The following is an 18,709-nucleotide window of genomic DNA, read 5'->3' on the forward strand; positions in this document are numbered from 1 at the left end:
CTGTCACGCCCCGTCCAACTCGGCCGAAGTCGTCAGGAGTGGACTCATGATGCGTTCGAACCGCCGAATTCCCGCCGTCGCCGCACTCGCGGCGAGCGTCCCGCTCGCACTCGCGGGTTGCTCCGGCGGTACCGGAACACCGGCCGAGCCCAGCGGGCCGATCACCCTCACCTGGTGGCACAACGGCACCACCGACCCGATCAAGTCGATCTGGGCGAAGGTGATCGCCGACTACCGGCAAGCTCACCCCGACGTGACGCTCAAGGGCCAGCCGCTGCAGAACGAGGATTTCAACACCAAGGTCCCGCTCGCGCTGCAGTCGAACGAACCACCGGACGTCTACCAGTCGTGGGGTGGCGGCGAGCTGGCCTCCCAGGTCACCTCCGGCAAGGTCGCCGACCTCACCGAACTGACCAAGGACTGGGCTCCCTCCGTCGGCAAACTCGCCGAAAGCTGGCAAGTCGACGGCAAGCAGTACGGCGTCCCGTGGGAACAGCACTTCGTCGGATTCTGGTACCGCAAGGATCTGTTCGCCAAGGCGGGCGTCACCACACCGCCGTCCACTTTGGACGAGCTCGGCGCCGCGGTCGCGAAGCTGAAGGCGGCCGGGATCACGCCGATCGCCGTCGGCGGCAAGGACCGCTGGCCGGACGCGTTCTACTGGAACTACTTCGCCCTGCGCGCCTGCTCGGCCGACACGCTGAAGCAGTCGGTGAAGGCGGTCAAACTCGAGGACCCGTGCTGGACGAAGGCAGGCCGGGATCTGCAGGCGTTCCTCGCGACCCAGCCGTTCCAGCCCGGTTTCACCGCCACCCCCGCCCAGCAGGGCGCCGGTAGTTCGGCCGGGCTGGTCGCGAACGGCAAGGCCGCGATGGAGCTGCAGGGCGACTGGGAGCCGGGCACGATGTCGTCGTTGACCGAGGACAAGGACCTCGACTCGAAAGTGGGCTGGTTCCCGTTCCCGTCGGTGCCCGGCGGCGCCGGCGACCCGGCCGCCGTTCTCGGCGGCGGGGACGGATTCTCCTGCACCTCCCGCGTCGCCAAGGCGTGCGCGGAGTTCCTCAAGTACATCGGCAGCGAACCGGTGCAGACCCAGTTGGCGGCGCAGGGCGCGGGACTGCCGATGAACGTCTCGGCGGCCGGAGCACTCAAGACCGAATCGCTGAAGACCGTGTTCGACTACGGCCAGAAGGCGCCCTACCTGCAGATGTACTTCGACAAGGCGTTCCCCACCGCCGTCGGCGCCGCACTCAACGACGCGGTCGCGAACTTCTTCGCCGGCCAGGGCACTCCGGAAGGCATCGTGGAGGCGGTCAACAAGGCCGCGGCGGGCGACAAATGACGACAACGGCCACCACCTCGGCGCGAAAGAAGCTGGAACTGGCGTTCCTGCTCGGGCCGACGTTGGTGCTGTTCGCCGGGTTCGTGCTGGTCCCGATCGGGATCGCGGCGTTCTACAGCGTGTTCGAATGGAACGGTTTCGGCCCGCTGGGGGATTTCGTCGGTTTCGACAACTACGCCGATGCCCTGTCCGGAACGGTCTTCCAAGGCGCGATCGGGCACAATCTGATCATCGCGGGCCTGTCACTGGTGCTCCAGCTGCCGCTGTCCATCGGGCTCGCCATGCTGCTGAACCGCAAGATACGCGGCCGTGCCGTCCTGCGGACACTGGTGTTCGCCCCGTACGTGCTGTCCGAGGCGATCACCGCGGTGATCTGGCTGCTGATGCTGCAACCGGACGGGTTCGTCGACCAGGTGCTCCGAAAGGTCGGGCTCGGCGGGCTGGTCCAGCTCTGGCTGGCCGATCCCGGCATCGTGCTCTACACGCTGTTCGCCGTGATCACCTGGAAGTACATCGGATTCGGCATCATCCTGCTGCTGGCCGGGCTTCAAGGCGTGCCGGCGGAACTGCGGGAAGCCGCGGCGCTCGACGGCGCGTCGGCCTGGCAGACCACTCGCCATGTGGTGCTGCCGCTGCTCGGTCCGACCATCCGGATCTGGGTGTTCCTTTCGGTGATCGGCTCTCTGCAGCTGTTCGACCTGGTGTGGATCATGACGCTGGGCGGCCCGGCGAATTCGTCGACCACGATGGCGACCTATCTGATCGACCACGGGTTCAAGCGGTACGAATTCGGCTTCGGGAGCGCGGTCGCGGTGATCCTGTTCGTGATCTGCTTCGTCTTCGCTTTGCTGTACCAGCGGTTCGCGCTCCGCCGTGACACCGACGGCGCACTGACCAGGATGGTGAACTGATGACGCGCCGGGCGGGAACGCCGATCGCCTATCTCGCCGCGATCGCGGTACTCGGGATCACCGTGGTGCCGCTGCTGTTCGTGATACTCGGCGGTTTCCGCAGCAATGCGCAGATCAACTCCTCACCCAGTGGTCTGCCCAGCCCGTGGGTCTGGGACAACTACGCGGCGATCCTCGGCTCGTCGTCGTTCTGGACCTTCCTCGGGAACAGCGCGCTGATCGCGGTGATCGCCACGATCCTGACCGTCTGTTGTGGCTCGATGGCCGCGTATGCGTTGTCCCGGTACACGTTCAAGGGCCGTGAGGGTTTCTACACGCTGTTCACCCTCGGCCTGCTGTTCCCGCTGGGTGTCGCGACGTTGCCGCTGTACTTGTGGCTGCGTCAGCTCGGGATGCTGGAAAGCTTCTGGGGAGTGGCGATCCCGGAGGCCGCGTTCTCACTGCCGGTCACCATCGTGATCCTGCGGCCGTTCATGCGGGCGATCCCCGGCGAGATCGAAGACGCCGCGGTACTGGACGGTGCGACCAGGCTCGGGTTCTTCTGGCGGATCCTGCTCCCGCTGTCCATGCCGGCACTGACCACCGTCGCCGTGCTCGCCTTCGTCACCAGCTGGAACTTCTTCCTGTTGCCGCTGCTGGTGTTCAACGACCCCGCGAATTTCACCCTGCCGCTCGGGGTGGCGAGCTTCCAATCCCAGTACTCCCAGGACACCGCGCGGGTGCTCGCGTTCACCGCGCTGTCGATGATCCCCGCACTCGTGTTCTTCGTACTCGCCGAACGTCGCATCGTCGGCGGGTTGACCGGATCCGTGAAGGGCTGACGACTGCCCTAGAAGAGGAGCGACAACGATGTTGCGCACTAGTCAGGTGAGACGAGTGCTCGTCGCGATGACCGCGTTCGCGAGCGTGGCCGCGTGGCAGGCGGCACCGGCCGCCGCGGCGGGTCCGTTGAAGGACATCACGAATCGGTACGTCGGCAGTGCGGTGGCGGCGAATCCGCTCGCCAGCCAGGCGGATTACCGCTCCGTGCTCACCCGTGAATTCGACAACGTCACCCCCGAGAACGAGATGAAATGGGCCGTGGTCGAGCCGAACCGCGGCCAGTACAACTGGTCCGGTGCGGACGCGATCGTCAACTACGCCCAGCAGAACGGCAAATCCGTCCGTGGGCACACACTCGTCTGGCACAGCCAACTGCCGGGCTGGGTGAACAACCTGTCGGCGGCCGAGCTGCGCACCGCCATGCAGCGGCACATCACCACGGCGATGGGCCGGTACAAGGGCAAGATCCGGGCATGGGACGTCGTGAACGAGATGTTCAACGACAACGGCACCCGACGGCAGTCGGTATTCCAGCAGAAACTCGGCGACGGCTATGTGGCCGACGCCTTCCGCTGGGCGCGCGCCGCGGATCCAGCGGCCAAGCTGTACATCAACGACTACAACACCGAAGGCCTCAACGCGAAGAGCGACGCCCTGTACAACCTGGTGCGCACGCTCAAGCAGCAGGGTGTCCCGATCGACGGCGTCGGCATCCAGGCGCATCTGGCGACCCAGTACGGCTTTCCCGGCGGCTACCAGGCCAACATCGACCGGTTCGCCGCGCTGGGGTTGGACGTCGCGATCACCGAGGCCGACGTCCGCGTCCAGCTGCCTGCCGATGCCGCGAAGCTGAACACCCAGGCGAGCTATTTCAAGCAGTTGTGGGACGGTTGTCATGCCGTGGCGCGCTGCGTGGAATTCACGACGTGGGGATTCACCGACCGTCACTCGTGGGTGCCCGGCACTTTCCCGGGTGAGGGCGCGGCCTGCCTGTTCGACACGAACTTGCAGCCGAAACCCGCTTACACCCGCATCAACCCTTGACGCCGCGGCGCGAACCTGGCTGAAGGGCCTTCACAGACTTGCCAGCGACCACTCTTCCCGGCGTCGCGACTCCAGCTGGCTTCGAGGTGACGCAGGGACACCGCTGCACCCGATGCCCCCAATGTGGCATTGGAGACACTGAGCGTCTCCAATGCCACATTGGGGGCCGGGCGAAACCGCCTCGACTGCCGACACAGTGGCGGGTGACAAAGATGAATCTCTCAAGGAGGCCTTCACAGACCTCTTGACGCCAGCGCGCAACCCCAGCCGCATCGGGTCACGCGGGTCAGCGTGGTGGGCTGATGGCTCCCTTCACCGCATCAGACGCGGCGAAGGGAGCCTTCAGCCCACCGGGAAACCTCACGAGGGAAGTTCGGTCCCTGAGGTGCCGGATCCGCCGGTGACCAGCTGTTCGACCCCGTCCAGGATCCGCGCGAGCCCGAACCGGAAGGTGTGCAGCGGCGCGCTCGCCGCACCGTGGGTTTCCCCGGCGGCCTGGCCTATGCGCGCCGCCAGCGGGAACAGGCCGGCGTCGGCTTCGGGGATCTCCGCGAGCACGGGCGCGCTGGCCGTCCACCACTCCATGTCGGTCAGGCCGGACCGCCGTACGAGACTCGCCGATTCCACCGAACCCCGGGCGATGCCCTGGACGAATCCGTTGACCATCGCCACGACGGCGTCCATCTCCAGGTCGGTGAGCCCGATCGCGTCGACGGCCTTCAGTTCGCGTTCGTGTTTCGCGAAGGTGTGCGGGCCGAGGGGGAGACGGCCGGTGGTGAGCTGGAGCATCCAGGGATGCCGGTGGTACATCTCCCAGGCGTCCTCGGCGAGGATCGTCATCGTGACCCGCCAGTCGTGACTCCCCGGGGGATCGGTCAGTTCACCGTGGACACGGTCCATCATCAGGTCGAGCAGTTCGGCGCGGCTGTGGATGTAGGTGTAGATCGTCATGGGGGAGACGCCGAGTTTCTCCGCGCCCCGGCGCACCGACAGCGAGGTGATGCCCTCGGTGTCGGCGATCTCGATCGCGGCGGTGACGATCTCCTCGACGGTGAGCTTGGGTTTGGGGCCGCGGCGGGGTTTCTCGCGCACACCCCAGAGCAGCTCGATGGTGCGCCGTGGATCGCCCGCCCCGGTGTGGTCCGCGTCCGTCATCACGTTCTCTCTACGGTGTACAGAGTTGTGTTATCCTGAACTGTACACCGTACAGAGATTGGGGTTGAGTGGCGTCTCACGACGGTTTCGGCAGTGTCGTTTTCGAACCGAAAAATCCCCCTCGGACCAGCGGATTCGTCTTCTGGAACGCCGAGGGGAACACGCCGGGGACCGGGGAGGTGACCGTCGCCCTCCCCGAGATCACCACCGTGCCGTGCGTCCGGCTGCCGATGGCCGAGGCGCTCCCCGCGCTGCTACGTCTCCGTGAGAGCGACGATCCCTCCGCGCGTTTCTGGAGCACAGCGGCCACGGCGGCGCTGAAGCTCGCCGAGGCGGGCAGGTTGCTTCCCGGGCTCACGGAGTCCGATGTGGACGCCTGGCGCGCCGGCCCGCTGGAACCCGCCGACGCCGCTTGGCTGCGCGAGTTGTCCGAGGCGATGCCTGCGCGAGCGCGGGCGATTCCAGGTGAGGGAAACCTGCTGCCCGCACGGTATCCGTTGCTGCGCGCGTTCCTGGACGCCGTGGCCGACACCCTTCCCCGCACGCCCGCGGCCGCCCAGGCGGCCGGTGTGAAGGCGTTCGCCGCCGCGCCTTCGCACCGTGTTCCGCAGTTGCGGGACTGGGCGGCCGAGGTCGCGGCCGGGCTGGATTCCGGGGTCCGGGTCTCGGTGCGGATCGAAGCGCCCGGGGACGACTTCACGGTCGGCCGGTTCAGCGGCGTCGTCCAGGTGCACAGCCTGGCCGACCCCGGTGTGCTGGCCGACGCCGCCGCGCTCTGGGCGGGCGACGACCGGTTCGGCCCGAGGGCGCGGATCGACGTGATGCTGGCGTTGCGCCGTGCCGCGCAGCTGTGGCCGCCGCTGGAACCCCTGCTCGGCGCCGCGGTCCCCGACGAGGTCGGGCTGAGCGACACCGACATCACCGAACTGCTCACCACCGCGGCTCCGCTGCTGGCCACCGCGGGTATCGACGTGCACTGGCCCGCTGATCTGGCCCGCGACCTGAGCGCGAAGGCGGTCGTCGGCGGCGGTGACGCGCCGCCCGCCGATCTTCCGTCGTTCTTCGCCGGCGGCGCGCTGTTGCAGTTCGACTGGCAGCTGGCCCTCGGTGGCGCGCCGCTCACCGCGGCCGAGATGGACGCACTGGCCGAGGCGCACCGTCCGGTCGTGCGCTTGCGGGATCAGTGGGTGCTCGTCGACCCGGCGCTCGCGGCGAAGGCACGGGATCGCGCGCTGAAGCCGCTCACGCCGATCGACGCGCTCGGCGCCGCCTTGAGCGGGACCACCGAGATCGACGGTGAACGCGTCGACGTCCTCACCGACGGCTGGCTCGCCGCGTTGCGGGAGCGGCTGCTCGCGCCACCGGAACCGCAGGCGCCGCCGCGAGGTCTGGCCGCGACCTTGCGCGATTACCAGATGCGTGGGCTGCAGTGGCTCACCGCCATGACGTCGATCGGTCTCGGCGGCTGTCTCGCCGACGACATGGGTCTCGGCAAGACGATCACGCTGATCTCGCTCCACCTGCATCGCGCGGACGGCCCGACGCTGGTCGTCTGCCCGGCATCGCTGCTGGGGAACTGGGAACGCGAGATCACCAGGTTCGCCCCCGGTGTTCCGGTGCGGCGATTCCACGGCACTGAACGCTCACTCGACGAACTCGGCGACGGCTTCGTGCTCACGACCTACGGCACCCTGCGCGTGGACCCGGAACCGCTGGGAAGTGTCCACTGGGGACTGCTGGTCGCCGACGAGGCCCAGCACGTCAAGAACCACCGCTCCGGCACGGCGAAGGCGTTGCGGACGCTGACGTCGTCGGCGCGGGTGGCGCTGACGGGTACCCCGGTGGAGAACAACCTCGCCGAGCTGTGGGCGATCCTCGACTGGACGACGCCGGGCCTGCTCGGCACCATGGCCGATTTCCGGCGGGTGTGGGCGAAACCGGTCGAGTCCGGAAAGGACCCGGACGCCGCGGAGCGCCTGTCCCGGCTGGTCCGCCCGTTCCTGTTGCGCCGACGCAAATCCGATCCGGGGATCGCGCCGGAGCTGCCCGCCAAGACCGAGACCGACCGCCCGGTGACGCTCACGGCCGAGCAGGCGGCGTTGTACGAGGCGACGGTGCGCGAGTTGATGGCCGAGATCGCCGGGAGCGAGGGCATCGCGCGCCGCGGCCGGATCGTCAAGCTGCTCACCGGGCTCAAGCAGATCTGCAACCATCCCGCGCAGTACCTCAAGGAGCCGTCGGAAGCGGTACTGGACGGCCGGTCGGGCAAGCTCGAACTGCTCGACGAACTCCTGGGCACCATCCTCGCCGAGGACGGCGCGGTGCTGGTGTTCACGCAGTACGTCGCCATGGCCCGGCTGCTGGAACGGCATCTCGCGCAGCGCGGGATCGGCACGCAACTGCTGCACGGCGGCACACCGGTGCCCAAACGCGAGGATCTCGTGCGCCGGTTCCAGGCCGGTGAGGTGCCGGTGTTCCTGTTGTCGCTCAAGGCGGCGGGGACCGGGCTCAACCTGACCCGCGCCGATCACGTCGTGCACTACGACCGCTGGTGGAACCCCGCGGTGGAGGACCAGGCGACCGATCGCGCGTACCGGATCGGGCAGACCAGGCCGGTGCAGGTGCACCGGCTCATCGCCGAGGGCACGGTCGAGGACCGGATCGCGGCGATGCTGCGGGAGAAACGCGCGCTCGCCGACGCGGTGCTCGCCGGCGGCGAGGCCGCCCTGACCGAACTGACCGACGAGGAGCTGGCCGATCTGGTCGAGCTGAGGAGCCGCCGATGAGCACCCCCGAAGACCGTGTCCGGGGCTTCCCCGCTTTCGGTGCCCAGGGCGGACGCGGCCAGTTCGCCCGCTCGTGGTGGGGCCGCGCGTGGATCAGCGCGATGGAGGACACCGCGCTGGATCTGCGGCAGCTCAAACAGGGCCGCAAGTACGCCGCGGCGGGGCGGGTCGGCCCGATCACGGTCAGCCCGGGGCGGATCGCCGCGGTGGTCGACGATCAGGAGGGCCAGTACCGCACCGAGGTCCGTCTCGCGGAGCTGACCGGCGACGAATGGGACCGGTTCCTCGACCGGGTCGCCTCGCGTGCCGGGCATCTGGCCGCGTTGCTGGACCGGGACATGCCGCACGACCTCGTCGAGGCCGCCGACGACGCCGGAGTCCATCTGCTGCCCGGGATCGGTGACCTGGATCCGGACTGTGACTGCCCGGGCTGGGAGCTGCCTTGCCGCCATGCCGCGGCGCTGTCGTTCCAGGCGTCGTGGCTGCTCGACGCCGACCCGTTCGTGCTGTTGCTGATGCGCGGCAAGGGGGAGCGGGAGCTGCTCGACGAGCTGCAGCGGCGCAACGCGCCCCGGTTCGTGCGCACCGGTGACGACGGCATCGACGCCGAGCGGGCGTACGCCGACGAGCCCGGCCCGTTGCCGGATCTCGCCGCGTTCGCGCCCACCGGAGGCCCAACCGTGCCCGGGGCGCCCGGCATCCCGGCCGAGGCCTTCGCTCTGCTGGTCGCCAACGCGGGACAGATGGCCGGAGCGCTGCTGGCGTCGCAGCCGAAGCTCACCCGCAAGCAGGACGCCGTCCGGCTGGCGGCCACGCGTCCGGAAACCGCGGACAGGGTGCGCCCGGCCGAGAACGGCGAGGACTTCGACCGCGCGGTGCTCGCGTGGCGGCACGGTGGCCGAGCCGGTCTCGATGTCCTGGAGACCACGTGGGCACCGCCGTCGCAGGCGATGGGCCGGGCACGGGCCGCCTTCGCCGAGGTCGTGGACGATCCCGGCGAAGGCTTGGACGTCGAACGCAACCACTGCACCGTCCATGGGACAGGGGTGCAGGTGCGGCTGGGCAAGGACGGGCTCTGGTACCCGTACCGGGATCAGTGGCCTGCCGGTCCGCCCGAAGCCGATCCGGGCGCGTTGTTCGCCGCCTTGCTCGGCTGATTCCACTGCTGTCCTCGCCGCAGCTGATCCAGGTGCGGCGAGGACAGGTGGAGGATTTGGTACCGGACCTCGTCCGACTCCGGTGCCTCGCGGGCCCAGAGGCTGTAGCGGACGACCTGCCAGGTCCGCGGATCGACGGCCAGCGCGCCCGAATGCGCGCCGTCCTGCCGCAGGTGCTCGCGAAGTCCGTCGAGAGCTTCGCCGAGGAAGGCGACCGGGTCGGTCTCCTCAGGGATCCGCACGACGTGCTTTCCGGCCGCGACCGGCGAAGAGCCGAACGCGGGTCCCTCCTCGAAGCCGAGCACCGTCCAGTGCTGCACGGCAGGACGCCCGAAGGATTCGACGATGCCGCTGAACGGGCCGCCGAAGAGGAAGGCGTTCATCCCGGCTTCGTCGTGCCACAGATAGAAGGGCGAGTACTGGTTCAGCGTCGAGCCGTCGACGCCGCGCTCGCGGATCCCGTAGACCTTCAGCCCCAGGCCACCGAAGTCGTCGAGCAGATGCCCGCGGGTGGCGACGCGGTCGCGGATGACGCCCATGTCGTAGTCGGCGGGGAGGGTGATCTCGTACTGCATCGCATGCATGCCGTACATACTAGTAGGTACAGAGATCACCTTCGCCCCGAACCGTGGTGCTGCCGAAACTTGAAGCATGACAACAGGAAACGAGCACAGACCCGTCCTGATCATCGGAGCCGGCGTGCCGGACTCGCGCTCGGCAACTTCCTCCTGCGGGAGGGAATCGCTTGTGTCGTCTTCGAACGGCGCAGCCGCGAATACGTCGAGCGACGGCAGCGTGCCGGGGTCATCGACACCAGAGCCACGCGCGTCTTCCGCAAACGCGGCCTCGAAGACCGTGTCGTCGGCGGGATTCCCATCGAGCCGAGCCTCGGCTTCCGTGTCGACGGACAGCCAAGACCCCTGGCGCTCTCCGTCGAAGAACACCGGGAAGGCCGGCTCTGCCCTCAGCAGGTCCTGGTCCGGAACCTCATCACCGTGTTCGAAGAGGCCGGAGGCGACCTGCGCTTCGACACCGAAGTGTCAGTCGAAGGCATCGACGGCGAACACCCGCGCGTCCGGCTCGGCGACGGGTCGACCGTCGAAGGGGACTTCATCGCCGGATGCGACGGCAACCACGGCGCGTCCCGGGCCGCCATTCCCGAACAGCGGATCACCCGCCACACCCACGAATACGGCTACGCGTGGCTGGTCGTCCTCGCCGAAGTGCCCGCCACCCACCAGACGGTGATGGCGATCCACCGGCGCGGATTCGCGGCGCAGTTCGGCCGGGGACCACGGGCGAGCCGGTTCTACCTCCAGTGCCCGCTCGACGACGTCACCGACGACTGGCCGGACGAACGGATCTGGAGCGAGCTCGAAACCCGCTTCGGTGAACCGCTCACCGCGAGAGGCGCGATCGTGGAGAAGCAACTACTGCCGCTGCGCGGCGAAGTGCTCAGCCCGATGAGCCACGGCAGGCTCCACCTGCTCGGCGACGCCGCGCATATCGTCCCGCCGATGAGCGCGAAGGGCATGAACCTCGCGCTGCACGACGCCGACGTCTTCGCCGACGCCCTGATCCACTACTACGAGAAGGGCGACACGGGCCCGCTCGATGCCTACTCCGGCGACCGTCTGCGCGAGGTATGGAACTACCAGGCCTTCGCGACATGGTTCACCGACACCGTCCACGACGCCGGTGATCCGTCCTACCGAGGGGAGTTCCGGCATCAGGTCGCACGCGCCGACTTCGACCGCCTGTACACCTCCGCGACGGCGAACCGGCTGGTCAGCGAATTCGTCGCCGGGTTGAACTGATCCGCTATTTCCGGCTGAGCCGGAGGATCCCCTCGCCACCCTGTACCGCCACGACGACGATCACCTGCCGGTTGATCTGATGGACCATCCCCGCCGGACCGGACACCGCCGCGCCCATCCCGCCCGAAGCCGGGGCGAGCCCCACCTTCCCGGACTGGACCGCGACCGCGAGCGGTCCGGCGCCGCCGTCGTTGGGAATCTGGTCGCCGGTCCGGACGAGCACCTCGCACTCACCGTCGGCGCAGGCCCTCAGGTCCCGTCCGTCCGCCGCGACGAACGGCGCACCGGACGGGGCGACGGCCTCCATCATCGGCGCGCTCTCCGCGGAAGGCGCCGGACTCGCCGCAGCGAAGATCGGCGTCGGCGTGGCCGTCGCGCAGCCGGCGGCGAACAGCGCCACGGGAACCAGGACCAGGCATCTTCGGCGATCGACCATGACCGACGAACGTAGCCGACGCGAGAGCCCTTGCATGCACCCGAATTCCGCAATCCTGCGGCTGTTCGCAGTGCTCGGCGGCGGTCCGGCCGGGTGAATCGACCGGACCGCCGCAGCATGTGGTCATGCGGGCACTGAGCGTTCGGGTTCCACTGGGTGGCAAGGCCAAGATGGCGTGTCGCGAAAGCCACTTTCGCGACGTGTGGTGTCCCGAAAGTGGCTTTCGCGACGCCACCCTCTACGGACCAGGAAACTCAGACCTCCGCGCGCGAGATGATCGCCCGCGTGTCCACTCCGGACGGAAGCGTCCCGAACGCGACACCCCAGTCGCCGCCCAGCCGCGACGCGCAGAACGCGTCGACCACCGCCGGCGTCCCATGTCGTACCAGCAGCGAACCCTGCAGCACCAGCGCCATCGACTCGACCAGCCGACGCGCCCGGTACTCGATGTCCGACAGATCGGACAGCTCCTTGCGCAGCCTGCCCACCGCGTCGTCCAGCCGCGCGTCGGCGCCGGACGCCTGCTCGACCTCGGTGAAATACGCCGCCACCGACTCAGGCTGCTTCGCCATCGCCCGCAGCGCGTCCAGCGCCGCGACGTTGCCCGAACCCTCCCAGATCGACATCAGCGGAGCCTCACGGTAGAGCCGCGGCATCCCCGATTCCTCGACGTACCCGTTCCCGCCCAGGCATTCCAGCGCCTCCACCGCATGCGACGGACCGCGCTTGCACACCCAGTACTTGGTCACCGCCAGCCCCAGCCGCCGGAACGCCTGCTCCTGCTCGTCCTCCGGCCGGTCGGTGGCCGACGCCAGCCTCATCCCGACGGTCGTCGCCGCCTCGGACTCCACGACGAGGTCCGCCAGCACGTTGCCCATCAGCGGCTGATCCACCAGGTTCGCCCCGAACGCGCGACGATGCCGCGCGTGGTGGATCGCCCGCACGGCCCCGTACCGCATCCCCGACGCGCTCCCGACCGCGCAGTCCAGCCGCGTGTTGTTCACCATCTCGATGATGGTGCGGACCCCGCGCCCCTCCTCGCCGACCAGCCAGCCGATCGCGTCGTCGTACTCGATCTCCGACGACGCGTTGGACCGGTTGCCCAGCTTGTCCTTCAGCCGCTGCAACCGGATCCCGTTGCGCGAGCCGTCCGGCAGGACACGGGGGAGCAGGAAGCACGACAGCCCGCCCGGCGCCTGGGCCAGGGTCAGGAACATGTCCGACATCGGCGCCGAGGTGAACCACTTGTGCCCGACGATCACATAGCTGCCGTCACCCAGCGGACGCGCCATGGTCGTGTTCGCCCGGACGTCGGAACCACCCTGCTTCTCCGTCATCGACATCCCGGCGATGAGCCCGCGCTTCGAACTCGGCTCACGCAGCCCGAAGTCGTACTCCGTCGCCGCCAGCAACGGCTCGTACCGCGCGGACAGCTCAGGGTTGAACCGCAGCGCCGGCACCGCCGCGTACGTCATCGAAATCGGGCACGTGTGCCCGGCGTCGACCTGCCCCCACACGTACATCTTCGCCGCCCGCGCCGCGTGCGCGCCCGGACGGGAATCCCGCCACGGCGCCGCGTGCAGCCCGTAGGACACCGCGACGTCCATCAGCTCGTGCCAGTACGGGTGGAACTCGACCTCGTCGATCCGGTTCCCGACCCGGTCGTGCGTCCGCAGTACCGGCTCGTTCTCGTTGACGAGCCTGCCCCACTCCTGCGCCTGCTCACTCCCGGCCAGCCTGCCGAGGGCGTGCACCTCGGCCACCGCCCAGCCCGCGCCCGCCCGATCCAGCCCCTCCAGCAAGGCCGGATCGGTCGCTACGTCGTAATCCGCCAGCGGCGGGACCTGATTGGTGACCTCATGAGTGAGCGGCATCGGAACCTCCCAAGGAACGCAGGACGAAAGTGCGCAGCCCGGACACCTCGTCCGCGCTGCCAGTGGTCAACGGGCCGATCAGCACCTCGGCGGCCGCGCCGACGAGCGCCGCCGCGGTGACGTCCGCGTCCTGGGCGGGCAGGACCCCGGACCGGACGCCATCGGCCACGTGCTGGGCCACGACGTCACGGAACGCGCGCCGGAACACCAGTCGTTCCGCCTCGACCGGCGCGTCCACAGGTTCGGCCAGCAGCGCGTACGCCATCCGCGGGGTCTTCAACGCCCGGCTCGCGAAGGTGTCGAAGACCGCCACGACCCGCTCGGCGGGCGTACCGGGCCGCTCCGACACCTCGCGCACGGCCTCGACCTCACGCGTGACGACCTTGCGGAACAACTCCACGACCAGCGCGGCCTTGGTGGGGTAGTGGCGGTACACGCTGCCGACCGCCACCCCCGCCCGTTCCGCGACCGCCGACACCGAGCAGCCCGCGTACCCGCGCTCGGCCAACTGCTCCATGGCGGCGGCGAGGACGGCGTCACGCTGGGCGTCCAAACGCTCCTGGACCTTCGGTGTACGTCGATACGGCACTCAAGAAGTGAAGCACCGATTCACATCTTCAGTCAACGCACCTTGGCGAGCTCCTCGACGGCCTTGGTGATGCCCTTCTTGTCATAAGCGCTGGTCGGCATGGTCGCCGCATGCGCATGACGGACCACCCCGCCCCGGTCGAACAGCACACTGCCCGACTGCTGCAGCAGCTTCTTCCCCAGCCCGAAGGCTTCGTGCGGCGTTCCACCTCGACCGGTGACCACCCGGAACGGCACCCCGCGCTTCGCCCGCCACGCCTTGGCCTCCACCCGGTCCTCGGGGACGGCGACCAGCACCCGCACATCGGCGGCCGCCAGCTCCTCCGCCCGCCCCACGAGATCCTTCACATGGCTGTTGCACACAGGGCACGACGTCGACCGCATGAAATAGATCAGCACGTTGCCCGTGCCGCGGAACTCCGAAAGCCGGACGGCCTGCCCGGACGTGTCCTCCAGAACGACCTCGGGAACCGTCGAACCGATTTCGAGCATGAAGACTCCTCAACAGAAGGTCAGGAAGCGGGAATGTCGAGAGAGGCACGGACCGTCGCCCGCGCGCGATGCAGCCTGGACTTCATCGCGGCCAGGCTCAGCCCGAGCGCATCGGCCACCGCACGGCCCGAATGGCCCTGGATGTCCCGCATGATCAAGACGCGACGCTGATCAGCGGGCAACTCGGCGATCGCCGCGGCCACCCGCTGGGCCTCCAGCCGATCCAAGGCGTCCTCTTCGGCCGACACCATCACCACGGGATCCGCCAGATCGTCACCACGCCACGCCCGGCGGGCCCGCCGGAGACATTCGTTGCGCACGATCCGGAACATCCACGACGCCAGCGCACCGGTGGCCCGCAGCGTGCCGATCTTCCGATACAGGATGATCAGCGCCTCCTGCGCGGAATCCTCCGCGTCCTCCGGCGAAGCGCACAGCGACCGCGCGAACCGCTGCACATGCGGATGGGAACCCGAGACCAGAGCGGCGATGGCGGACGCGTCCCCGCCCTGCGCCGCCACGATCAACGAGTCCCGCGGCCAATCGGCCTCCACGACAAACCCTCCTCCCGCGCCGAGCTTGTCCCGGCCCTTACAAGAGCCGCGAACCCCACGAAAGGATTCAGCCCGTCCCACGTGACCCCGCTCACCCCAGCCGGCGCACCACGAATCCCGCATCACCCGATGGCATGATCGCCGCTATGACATGGACCGCCCCCGAGGTCACCAGACCGTCCGGCGACACCGCCGCCGACGAGCGGATCCTCCTGCCCTCCCTGCTGACCTGGCACCGCAGCACCTTCCTCGGCAAGCTCGCCGGTCTCACCGGAGAACAACTCGCCACGGCGTCGGTCCCGCCCTCCAACCTCACACTCCTCGGCCTCATCCGTCATCTCGCCAAGGTCGAACGCACCTGGTTCCGCCTGCGCTACGCCGCACAGGACATCGAACCCCTCTACGACCCCGCCCTCGGCAAGGACCACGACTTCGAAACCCTCGACGCCACCAAAGCCGAAGAGGCCTACGACATCCTCCTCGACGAGATCCGGCTGGCCGACGAGGCCGCCGCCGAAGGATCCCTCGACGACACCTTCGACCTCGGCGGAGACCCGTTCTCGCTCCGCATGCTCTACCTCCACATGATCGGCGAATACGCCCGCCACAACGGCCACGCCGACCTCATCCGCGAACGCGTCGACGGCCACACCGGGGCCTAGGGGAGACCACCATGGACTACGGATTCATCGGCGCGGGAGAGATCACCGCCGCCATCGTCGAAGGCCTCAGCAAGGACATCACCGACCCACCCTCGATCTTCCTCTCACCCCGCAGCCGCAGCGTCGGACAAGAACTCTCGGACCGCTTCGCCAACGTCGAAGTCCGCGACAACAACCAGGCCGTCGTCGACAGCGCCACGACGATCATCCTCGCCGTCCGCCCGCCGATCGCCGAAGAAGTCCTCCGCGACCTCACCTTCCGGCCCGAGCACGTCCTGATCAGCGCCCTCGCCGGCGTCCCCCTCGACCGGCTGCGCGACTGGGCCGCCCCCGTGGGCGAAGTCGTCCGGAGCATCCCGCTGCCACCCGCGGCACGCCGCCAAAGCCTCACCGCGATGTACCCGGACAACCCCGAAGCCCGAGCCCTCTTCGACAGCATCGGCGGCAGCGTCGTCCCCGCCTCCGAGAAGGACCTGGACGTCTTCAGCGGCGCCACCGCCACCTTCGCCGCCCACCTCGACTACCTCGGCACCATCGCCGCCTGGATGACCGACCAGGGCATCGAGGACACCACGGCGACCGCCTTCACCAGCCACATCTTCGGACAGCTCGGCCAGACCCTCGCCGAGCGGAACGACTCCCTCGAGACCCTCACCGGCAAACACATGACCCCCGGTGGCCTCAACGAACAGTTCCTCACCGAACTGCGCACCAACGGCGTCCCCGACACCGTCCGCGAGGCCCTCGACGGAATCCTCACCAGACTGCGGGACAAGTGACCATCATCGACAAACTGAGGGCCGCCGGGTGCGTCTTCGCCGAAGACGAAGCCCGGCTCCTCACCACCGAAGCCCGCACCCCAGCCGAGCTCGACACCATGGTCCAACGCCGTATCGACGGCGAACCACTCGAAGTCATCCTCGGCTGGGCCGAATTCCACGGCCTCCGCATCGCCGTCGAACCCGGGGTCTTCGTGCCACGGCAACGCTCCGAACTCCTCGTCCGCCACGCCGTCACCCTCGCCGCACCAGGAGCCGTGGTCCTCGACCTCTGCTGCGGAACCGGCGCGCTCGGCGCCGCCATCGCCGCCGAACTCGGCGAAATCCGCCTCTACGCGGCCGACATCGAACCCGCCGCCGTCCGCTGCGCCCGCAAGAACGTCGCCCAAGCCGGGGGAGAGGTCTTCGAAGGCGACCTGTACGCACCGCTTCCCGCGTCGCTCCGCGGCCGCGTCGACATCCTGGTCGTCAACGCCCCGTACGTTCCCACCGACGCCATCGCGATGATGCCGCCCGAGGCGCGCGACCACGAACCCCGCGTCGCACTCGACGGCGGGCACGACGGCGTCGACGTCCACCGCCGCGTCGCCGCCGAAGCCCTCCACTGGCTCTCACCAGGCGGGCACCTGCTGATCGAAACCGGGGAAAGTCAAGCCGCGAGCACCGCGGAAGCCATGGCACACAACGGTTTGACCCCCGAAGTCAGCACCGACGAAGAGCTGTACGCGACGATTGTTGTCGGTGCCCGGGGCTAGGGTCGCCGCCGTGACCGACTACCTCCAAACCACCCGCACCGCCTACGACACGGTCGCGGCCGACTACGCCGAACTCCTCCGCGACCACCTCGCCGGATCCACCTGGGACAGGGCCGTGCTCGGCGCGTACACCGAGCTCGTCCAGGCCGCCGGTGGCGGCCGCGTCGCCGAAATCGGCTGCGGAACCGGCCGCATCACCGAGTACCTCCACCAGCTCGGGCTCGACATCCACGGCGTCGACCTCTCGCCCGGGATGCTCGCCGTCGCCCGGAAGTGGTACCCACATCTGGACTTCCGGATCGGCGAGATGCCCGGTCTGTCCGTTGGGGACGGTGCGCTCGCCGGCGTCGTCGCCTGGTACTCCATCATCCACACCCCACGAGAGCGGCTGCCGGAGATCTTCGCCGACTTCCACCGGATCCTCGCCCCGGGCGGCCACCTGCTGCTCGCCTTCCAGGTAGGCGACGAAGTACGCCACATCGAGCACGCGTACGGCCACGACATCACCTGCGACGCCTACCGCCTGGTACCCGAGAAAATCGCCACACAGCTGGGGGAGGCCGGCTTCAGCCTGCTCTCCACCCTCGTCCGTCAGCCGTCCGAGGAGTTCGAAAACACCCCACAGGCCTATCTGATCGCCCGCAAGCAGTAGCTCAAGGACGCCGCGCCTCGACGAGCCAGGCCGCCGAGCCGTAGAAAACGCCTCGGTCGGCCTGGTGCTCGGCGAGATCCGCACGCAACGCCTGAATGGCACCGTCCCGGGTGGTGTCATCCAGGTCGCTCAACCGCCCACCGTGCTGCTCGACGATGAACTCGGCCGCGTCGTCGACGTCCTCACCGAAGTACATCGGCTTGTTCACCGCGGTGCACTCGATGTCGGTGTACCCGGCGGAGGCCAGCAGCTCCCTGATCTCCCGGGGGTCGCTGAGCGCGAGATCCGACGACGGCACCTCACGCCCGGCCGCGAACACAGTCCGGAACGTGGTGATCCATTCGTTGAGCCGCAACGGCTGCCACGTCAGCAGGACAAGACGGCCACCCGGCCGGGTCGCCCTGGCCAGATTGCCGAACGCGGCCAGGGGAGTACCGAAGAACATCGAGCCATGCCTGCTGAGCACCACGTCGAACCGCGCCTCGGCGAACGGATGGACCTGCGCGTCCGCCTGCTCGAACGAGACGTTGAGAACACGCTCCTCCACCGCCAGCCGACGAGCGACACCGAGCATCTCACTGGAGAGATCGACACCCAACGCGGAACCCTCGGCAGCCAGCCGAGCCGCGTCCCGCGTCGTCTGACCGGCTCCACAACCGACGTCGAGGACACGGTCCGCCGCCTGGACATCGGCCGCGGAGAAGAAGATGTCCCGGTACGCGGCGACACCGTCGTTGAAACGCTGCGCACGCTTCGCCCACAGCAAGCCGTCATCACCGTCCCACGCCTTCAACATCCGCTCGTTGGACGGATCGACACGCACAGCGGTGCTCTCGGACATTTCGGCAACCCCCAGATTCGGTATCCGGAGACGACCCTAGCG

The 18,709-nt window shown here is 68.7% G+C and carries 19 protein-coding genes; 11 read left to right on the forward strand and 8 right to left on the reverse strand.

From position 1 onward, the window contains the following. Positions 1-46: 46 nt before the first annotated feature. From ACIBTM_RS21680 to ACIBTM_RS21695, 4 genes are read left to right on the forward strand one after another with little or no spacing between them, the layout of a single operon-like run. On the forward strand, positions 47-1,342 hold the full coding sequence (locus ACIBTM_RS21680) for an ABC transporter substrate-binding protein (RefSeq protein ID WP_395878847.1): 1,296 nt from the start codon (positions 47-49) through the stop codon (positions 1,340-1,342). After that, on the forward strand, positions 1,339-2,253 hold the full coding sequence (locus ACIBTM_RS21685; protein WP_395878848.1) for a carbohydrate ABC transporter permease: 915 nt from the start codon (positions 1,339-1,341) through the stop codon (positions 2,251-2,253). The genes ACIBTM_RS21680 and ACIBTM_RS21685 overlap by 4 nt, the downstream gene beginning before the upstream one ends. Beyond that, entirely contained in the window at positions 2,253-3,074 is an 822-nt protein-coding gene (locus ACIBTM_RS21690; protein ID WP_395878849.1) for a carbohydrate ABC transporter permease, read from the forward strand. Before ACIBTM_RS21685 ends, ACIBTM_RS21690 begins: the two co-directional genes overlap by 1 nt. A gap of 28 nt (positions 3,075-3,102) precedes the next feature. Beyond that, entirely contained in the window at positions 3,103-4,119 is a 1,017-nt protein-coding gene (locus ACIBTM_RS21695; RefSeq protein WP_395878850.1) for an endo-1,4-beta-xylanase, read from the forward strand. Positions 4,120-4,479: 360 nt separating this feature from the next. Here ACIBTM_RS21695 and ACIBTM_RS21700 read toward each other — a convergent pair whose 3' ends face one another. Next, entirely contained in the window at positions 4,480-5,274 is a 795-nt protein-coding gene (locus tag ACIBTM_RS21700) for a TetR/AcrR family transcriptional regulator C-terminal domain-containing protein (RefSeq protein ID WP_395878851.1), read from the reverse strand. A gap of 68 nt (positions 5,275-5,342) precedes the next feature. On the opposite strand from ACIBTM_RS21700, the gene ACIBTM_RS21705 reads away from it, so the two are divergent. Together ACIBTM_RS21705 and ACIBTM_RS21710 are read left to right on the forward strand one after the other, a co-directional pair. Then, complete coding sequence (locus ACIBTM_RS21705) at positions 5,343-8,060, forward strand: DEAD/DEAH box helicase (protein WP_395878852.1); 2,718 nt, start codon at positions 5,343-5,345, stop codon at positions 8,058-8,060. After that, positions 8,057-9,217: an SWIM zinc finger family protein gene (locus tag ACIBTM_RS21710; protein ID WP_395878853.1), complete on the forward strand. Its 1,161-nt coding sequence runs from the start codon at positions 8,057-8,059 to the stop codon at positions 9,215-9,217. The genes ACIBTM_RS21705 and ACIBTM_RS21710 overlap by 4 nt, the downstream gene beginning before the upstream one ends. Here ACIBTM_RS21710 and ACIBTM_RS21715 read toward each other — a convergent pair. Continuing rightward, positions 9,154-9,801 carry a DUF4865 family protein gene (locus ACIBTM_RS21715; protein ID WP_395878854.1) on the reverse strand — a complete coding sequence of 216 codons (648 nt, stop codon included), beginning with the start codon at positions 9,799-9,801 and terminating at the stop codon, positions 9,154-9,156. The two genes, ACIBTM_RS21710 and ACIBTM_RS21715, sit on opposite strands and share 64 nt — an antisense overlap. Before the next feature lie 60 nt (positions 9,802-9,861). Here ACIBTM_RS21715 and ACIBTM_RS21720 point away from each other — a divergent pair, with 60 nt between their 5' ends. Continuing rightward, positions 9,862-11,034, forward strand: coding sequence for a 4-hydroxybenzoate 3-monooxygenase (locus ACIBTM_RS21720; RefSeq protein ID WP_395878855.1), 1,173 nt, complete (start codon positions 9,862-9,864; stop codon positions 11,032-11,034). A gap of 4 nt (positions 11,035-11,038) precedes the next feature. On the opposite strand, the gene ACIBTM_RS21725 is transcribed toward ACIBTM_RS21720, so the two are convergent. The 5 genes from ACIBTM_RS21725 to ACIBTM_RS21745 all read right to left on the reverse strand — a co-directional run bounded on the left by ACIBTM_RS21725 (position 11,039) and on the right by ACIBTM_RS21745 (position 14,978). After that, positions 11,039-11,470, reverse strand: coding sequence for a hypothetical protein (locus ACIBTM_RS21725; protein WP_395878856.1), 432 nt, complete (start codon positions 11,468-11,470; stop codon positions 11,039-11,041). A gap of 254 nt (positions 11,471-11,724) precedes the next feature. After that, positions 11,725-13,344, reverse strand: coding sequence for an acyl-CoA dehydrogenase family protein (locus ACIBTM_RS21730; protein WP_395878857.1), 1,620 nt, complete (start codon positions 13,342-13,344; stop codon positions 11,725-11,727). After that, the gene (locus ACIBTM_RS21735) at positions 13,328-13,933 is read right to left on the reverse strand and encodes a TetR/AcrR family transcriptional regulator (RefSeq protein ID WP_395878858.1); all 606 of its coding nucleotides are present in this window, start codon (positions 13,931-13,933) and stop codon (positions 13,328-13,330) included. Before ACIBTM_RS21735 ends, ACIBTM_RS21730 begins: the two co-directional genes overlap by 17 nt. Before the next feature lie 32 nt (positions 13,934-13,965). Beyond that, on the reverse strand, positions 13,966-14,424 hold the full coding sequence (locus ACIBTM_RS21740; RefSeq protein WP_395878859.1) for a peroxiredoxin family protein: 459 nt from the start codon (positions 14,422-14,424) through the stop codon (positions 13,966-13,968). Between the two features lie 20 nt (positions 14,425-14,444). Next, positions 14,445-14,978, reverse strand: coding sequence for an RNA polymerase sigma factor (locus ACIBTM_RS21745; RefSeq protein ID WP_395878860.1), 534 nt, complete (start codon positions 14,976-14,978; stop codon positions 14,445-14,447). 146 nt (positions 14,979-15,124) lie between these two features. Between ACIBTM_RS21745 and ACIBTM_RS21750 the strand changes: the two genes are divergently transcribed. From ACIBTM_RS21750 to ACIBTM_RS21765, 4 genes are read left to right on the forward strand one after another with little or no spacing between them, the layout of a single operon-like run. Next, positions 15,125-15,640, forward strand: coding sequence for a DinB family protein (locus tag ACIBTM_RS21750; protein WP_395878862.1), 516 nt, complete (start codon positions 15,125-15,127; stop codon positions 15,638-15,640). An 11-nt stretch (positions 15,641-15,651) separates the two neighbouring features. After that, positions 15,652-16,419 (forward strand): NAD(P)-binding domain-containing protein, encoded by a 768-nt coding sequence (locus tag ACIBTM_RS21755; protein ID WP_395878863.1) that lies wholly within the window; start codon positions 15,652-15,654, stop codon positions 16,417-16,419. After that, positions 16,416-17,174, forward strand: coding sequence for a putative protein N(5)-glutamine methyltransferase (locus ACIBTM_RS21760; protein WP_395878864.1), 759 nt, complete (start codon positions 16,416-16,418; stop codon positions 17,172-17,174). Before ACIBTM_RS21755 ends, ACIBTM_RS21760 begins: the two co-directional genes overlap by 4 nt. 10 nt (positions 17,175-17,184) lie before the next feature. Continuing rightward, positions 17,185-17,826: a class I SAM-dependent DNA methyltransferase gene (locus tag ACIBTM_RS21765; protein ID WP_395878866.1), complete on the forward strand. Its 642-nt coding sequence runs from the start codon at positions 17,185-17,187 to the stop codon at positions 17,824-17,826. Between the two features lies 1 nt (position 17,827). On the opposite strand, the gene ACIBTM_RS21770 is transcribed toward ACIBTM_RS21765, so the two are convergent. Further along, positions 17,828-18,667: a class I SAM-dependent methyltransferase gene (locus ACIBTM_RS21770; RefSeq protein WP_395878867.1), complete on the reverse strand. Its 840-nt coding sequence runs from the start codon at positions 18,665-18,667 to the stop codon at positions 17,828-17,830. Positions 18,668-18,709: the final 42 nt, after the last annotated feature.

Source organism: Amycolatopsis sp. NPDC049868 (assembly GCF_044461365.1).
GTDB lineage: Bacteria > Actinomycetota > Actinomycetes > Mycobacteriales > Pseudonocardiaceae > Amycolatopsis.

What these genes read in the sequence shown, in the direction of transcription:
- ACIBTM_RS21700 (WP_395878851.1), bottom strand. Translation starts at nt 5,274, where the DNA reads ATGACGGACGCGGACCACACCGGGGCGGGCGATCCACGGCGCACCATC.
- ACIBTM_RS21725 (WP_395878856.1), bottom strand. Translation starts at nt 11,470, where the DNA reads ATGGTCGATCGCCGAAGATGCCTGGTCCTGGTTCCCGTGGCGCTGTTC.
- ACIBTM_RS21730 (WP_395878857.1), bottom strand. Translation starts at nt 13,344, where the DNA reads ATGCCGCTCACTCATGAGGTCACCAATCAGGTCCCGCCGCTGGCGGAT.
- ACIBTM_RS21710 (WP_395878853.1), top strand. Translation starts at nt 8,057, where the DNA reads ATGAGCACCCCCGAAGACCGTGTCCGGGGCTTCCCCGCTTTCGGTGCC.
- ACIBTM_RS21695 (WP_395878850.1), top strand. Translation starts at nt 3,103, where the DNA reads ATGTTGCGCACTAGTCAGGTGAGACGAGTGCTCGTCGCGATGACCGCG.
- ACIBTM_RS21770 (WP_395878867.1), bottom strand. Translation starts at nt 18,667, where the DNA reads ATGTCCGAGAGCACCGCTGTGCGTGTCGATCCGTCCAACGAGCGGATG.
- ACIBTM_RS21680 (WP_395878847.1), top strand. Translation starts at nt 47, where the DNA reads ATGATGCGTTCGAACCGCCGAATTCCCGCCGTCGCCGCACTCGCGGCG.
- ACIBTM_RS21685 (WP_395878848.1), top strand. Translation starts at nt 1,339, where the DNA reads ATGACGACAACGGCCACCACCTCGGCGCGAAAGAAGCTGGAACTGGCG.
- ACIBTM_RS21715 (WP_395878854.1), bottom strand. Translation starts at nt 9,801, where the DNA reads ATGCATGCGATGCAGTACGAGATCACCCTCCCCGCCGACTACGACATG.
- ACIBTM_RS21755 (WP_395878863.1), top strand. Translation starts at nt 15,652, where the DNA reads ATGGACTACGGATTCATCGGCGCGGGAGAGATCACCGCCGCCATCGTC.
- ACIBTM_RS21690 (WP_395878849.1), top strand. Translation starts at nt 2,253, where the DNA reads ATGACGCGCCGGGCGGGAACGCCGATCGCCTATCTCGCCGCGATCGCG.
- ACIBTM_RS21750 (WP_395878862.1), top strand. Translation starts at nt 15,125, where the DNA reads ATGACATGGACCGCCCCCGAGGTCACCAGACCGTCCGGCGACACCGCC.
- ACIBTM_RS21740 (WP_395878859.1), bottom strand. Translation starts at nt 14,424, where the DNA reads ATGCTCGAAATCGGTTCGACGGTTCCCGAGGTCGTTCTGGAGGACACG.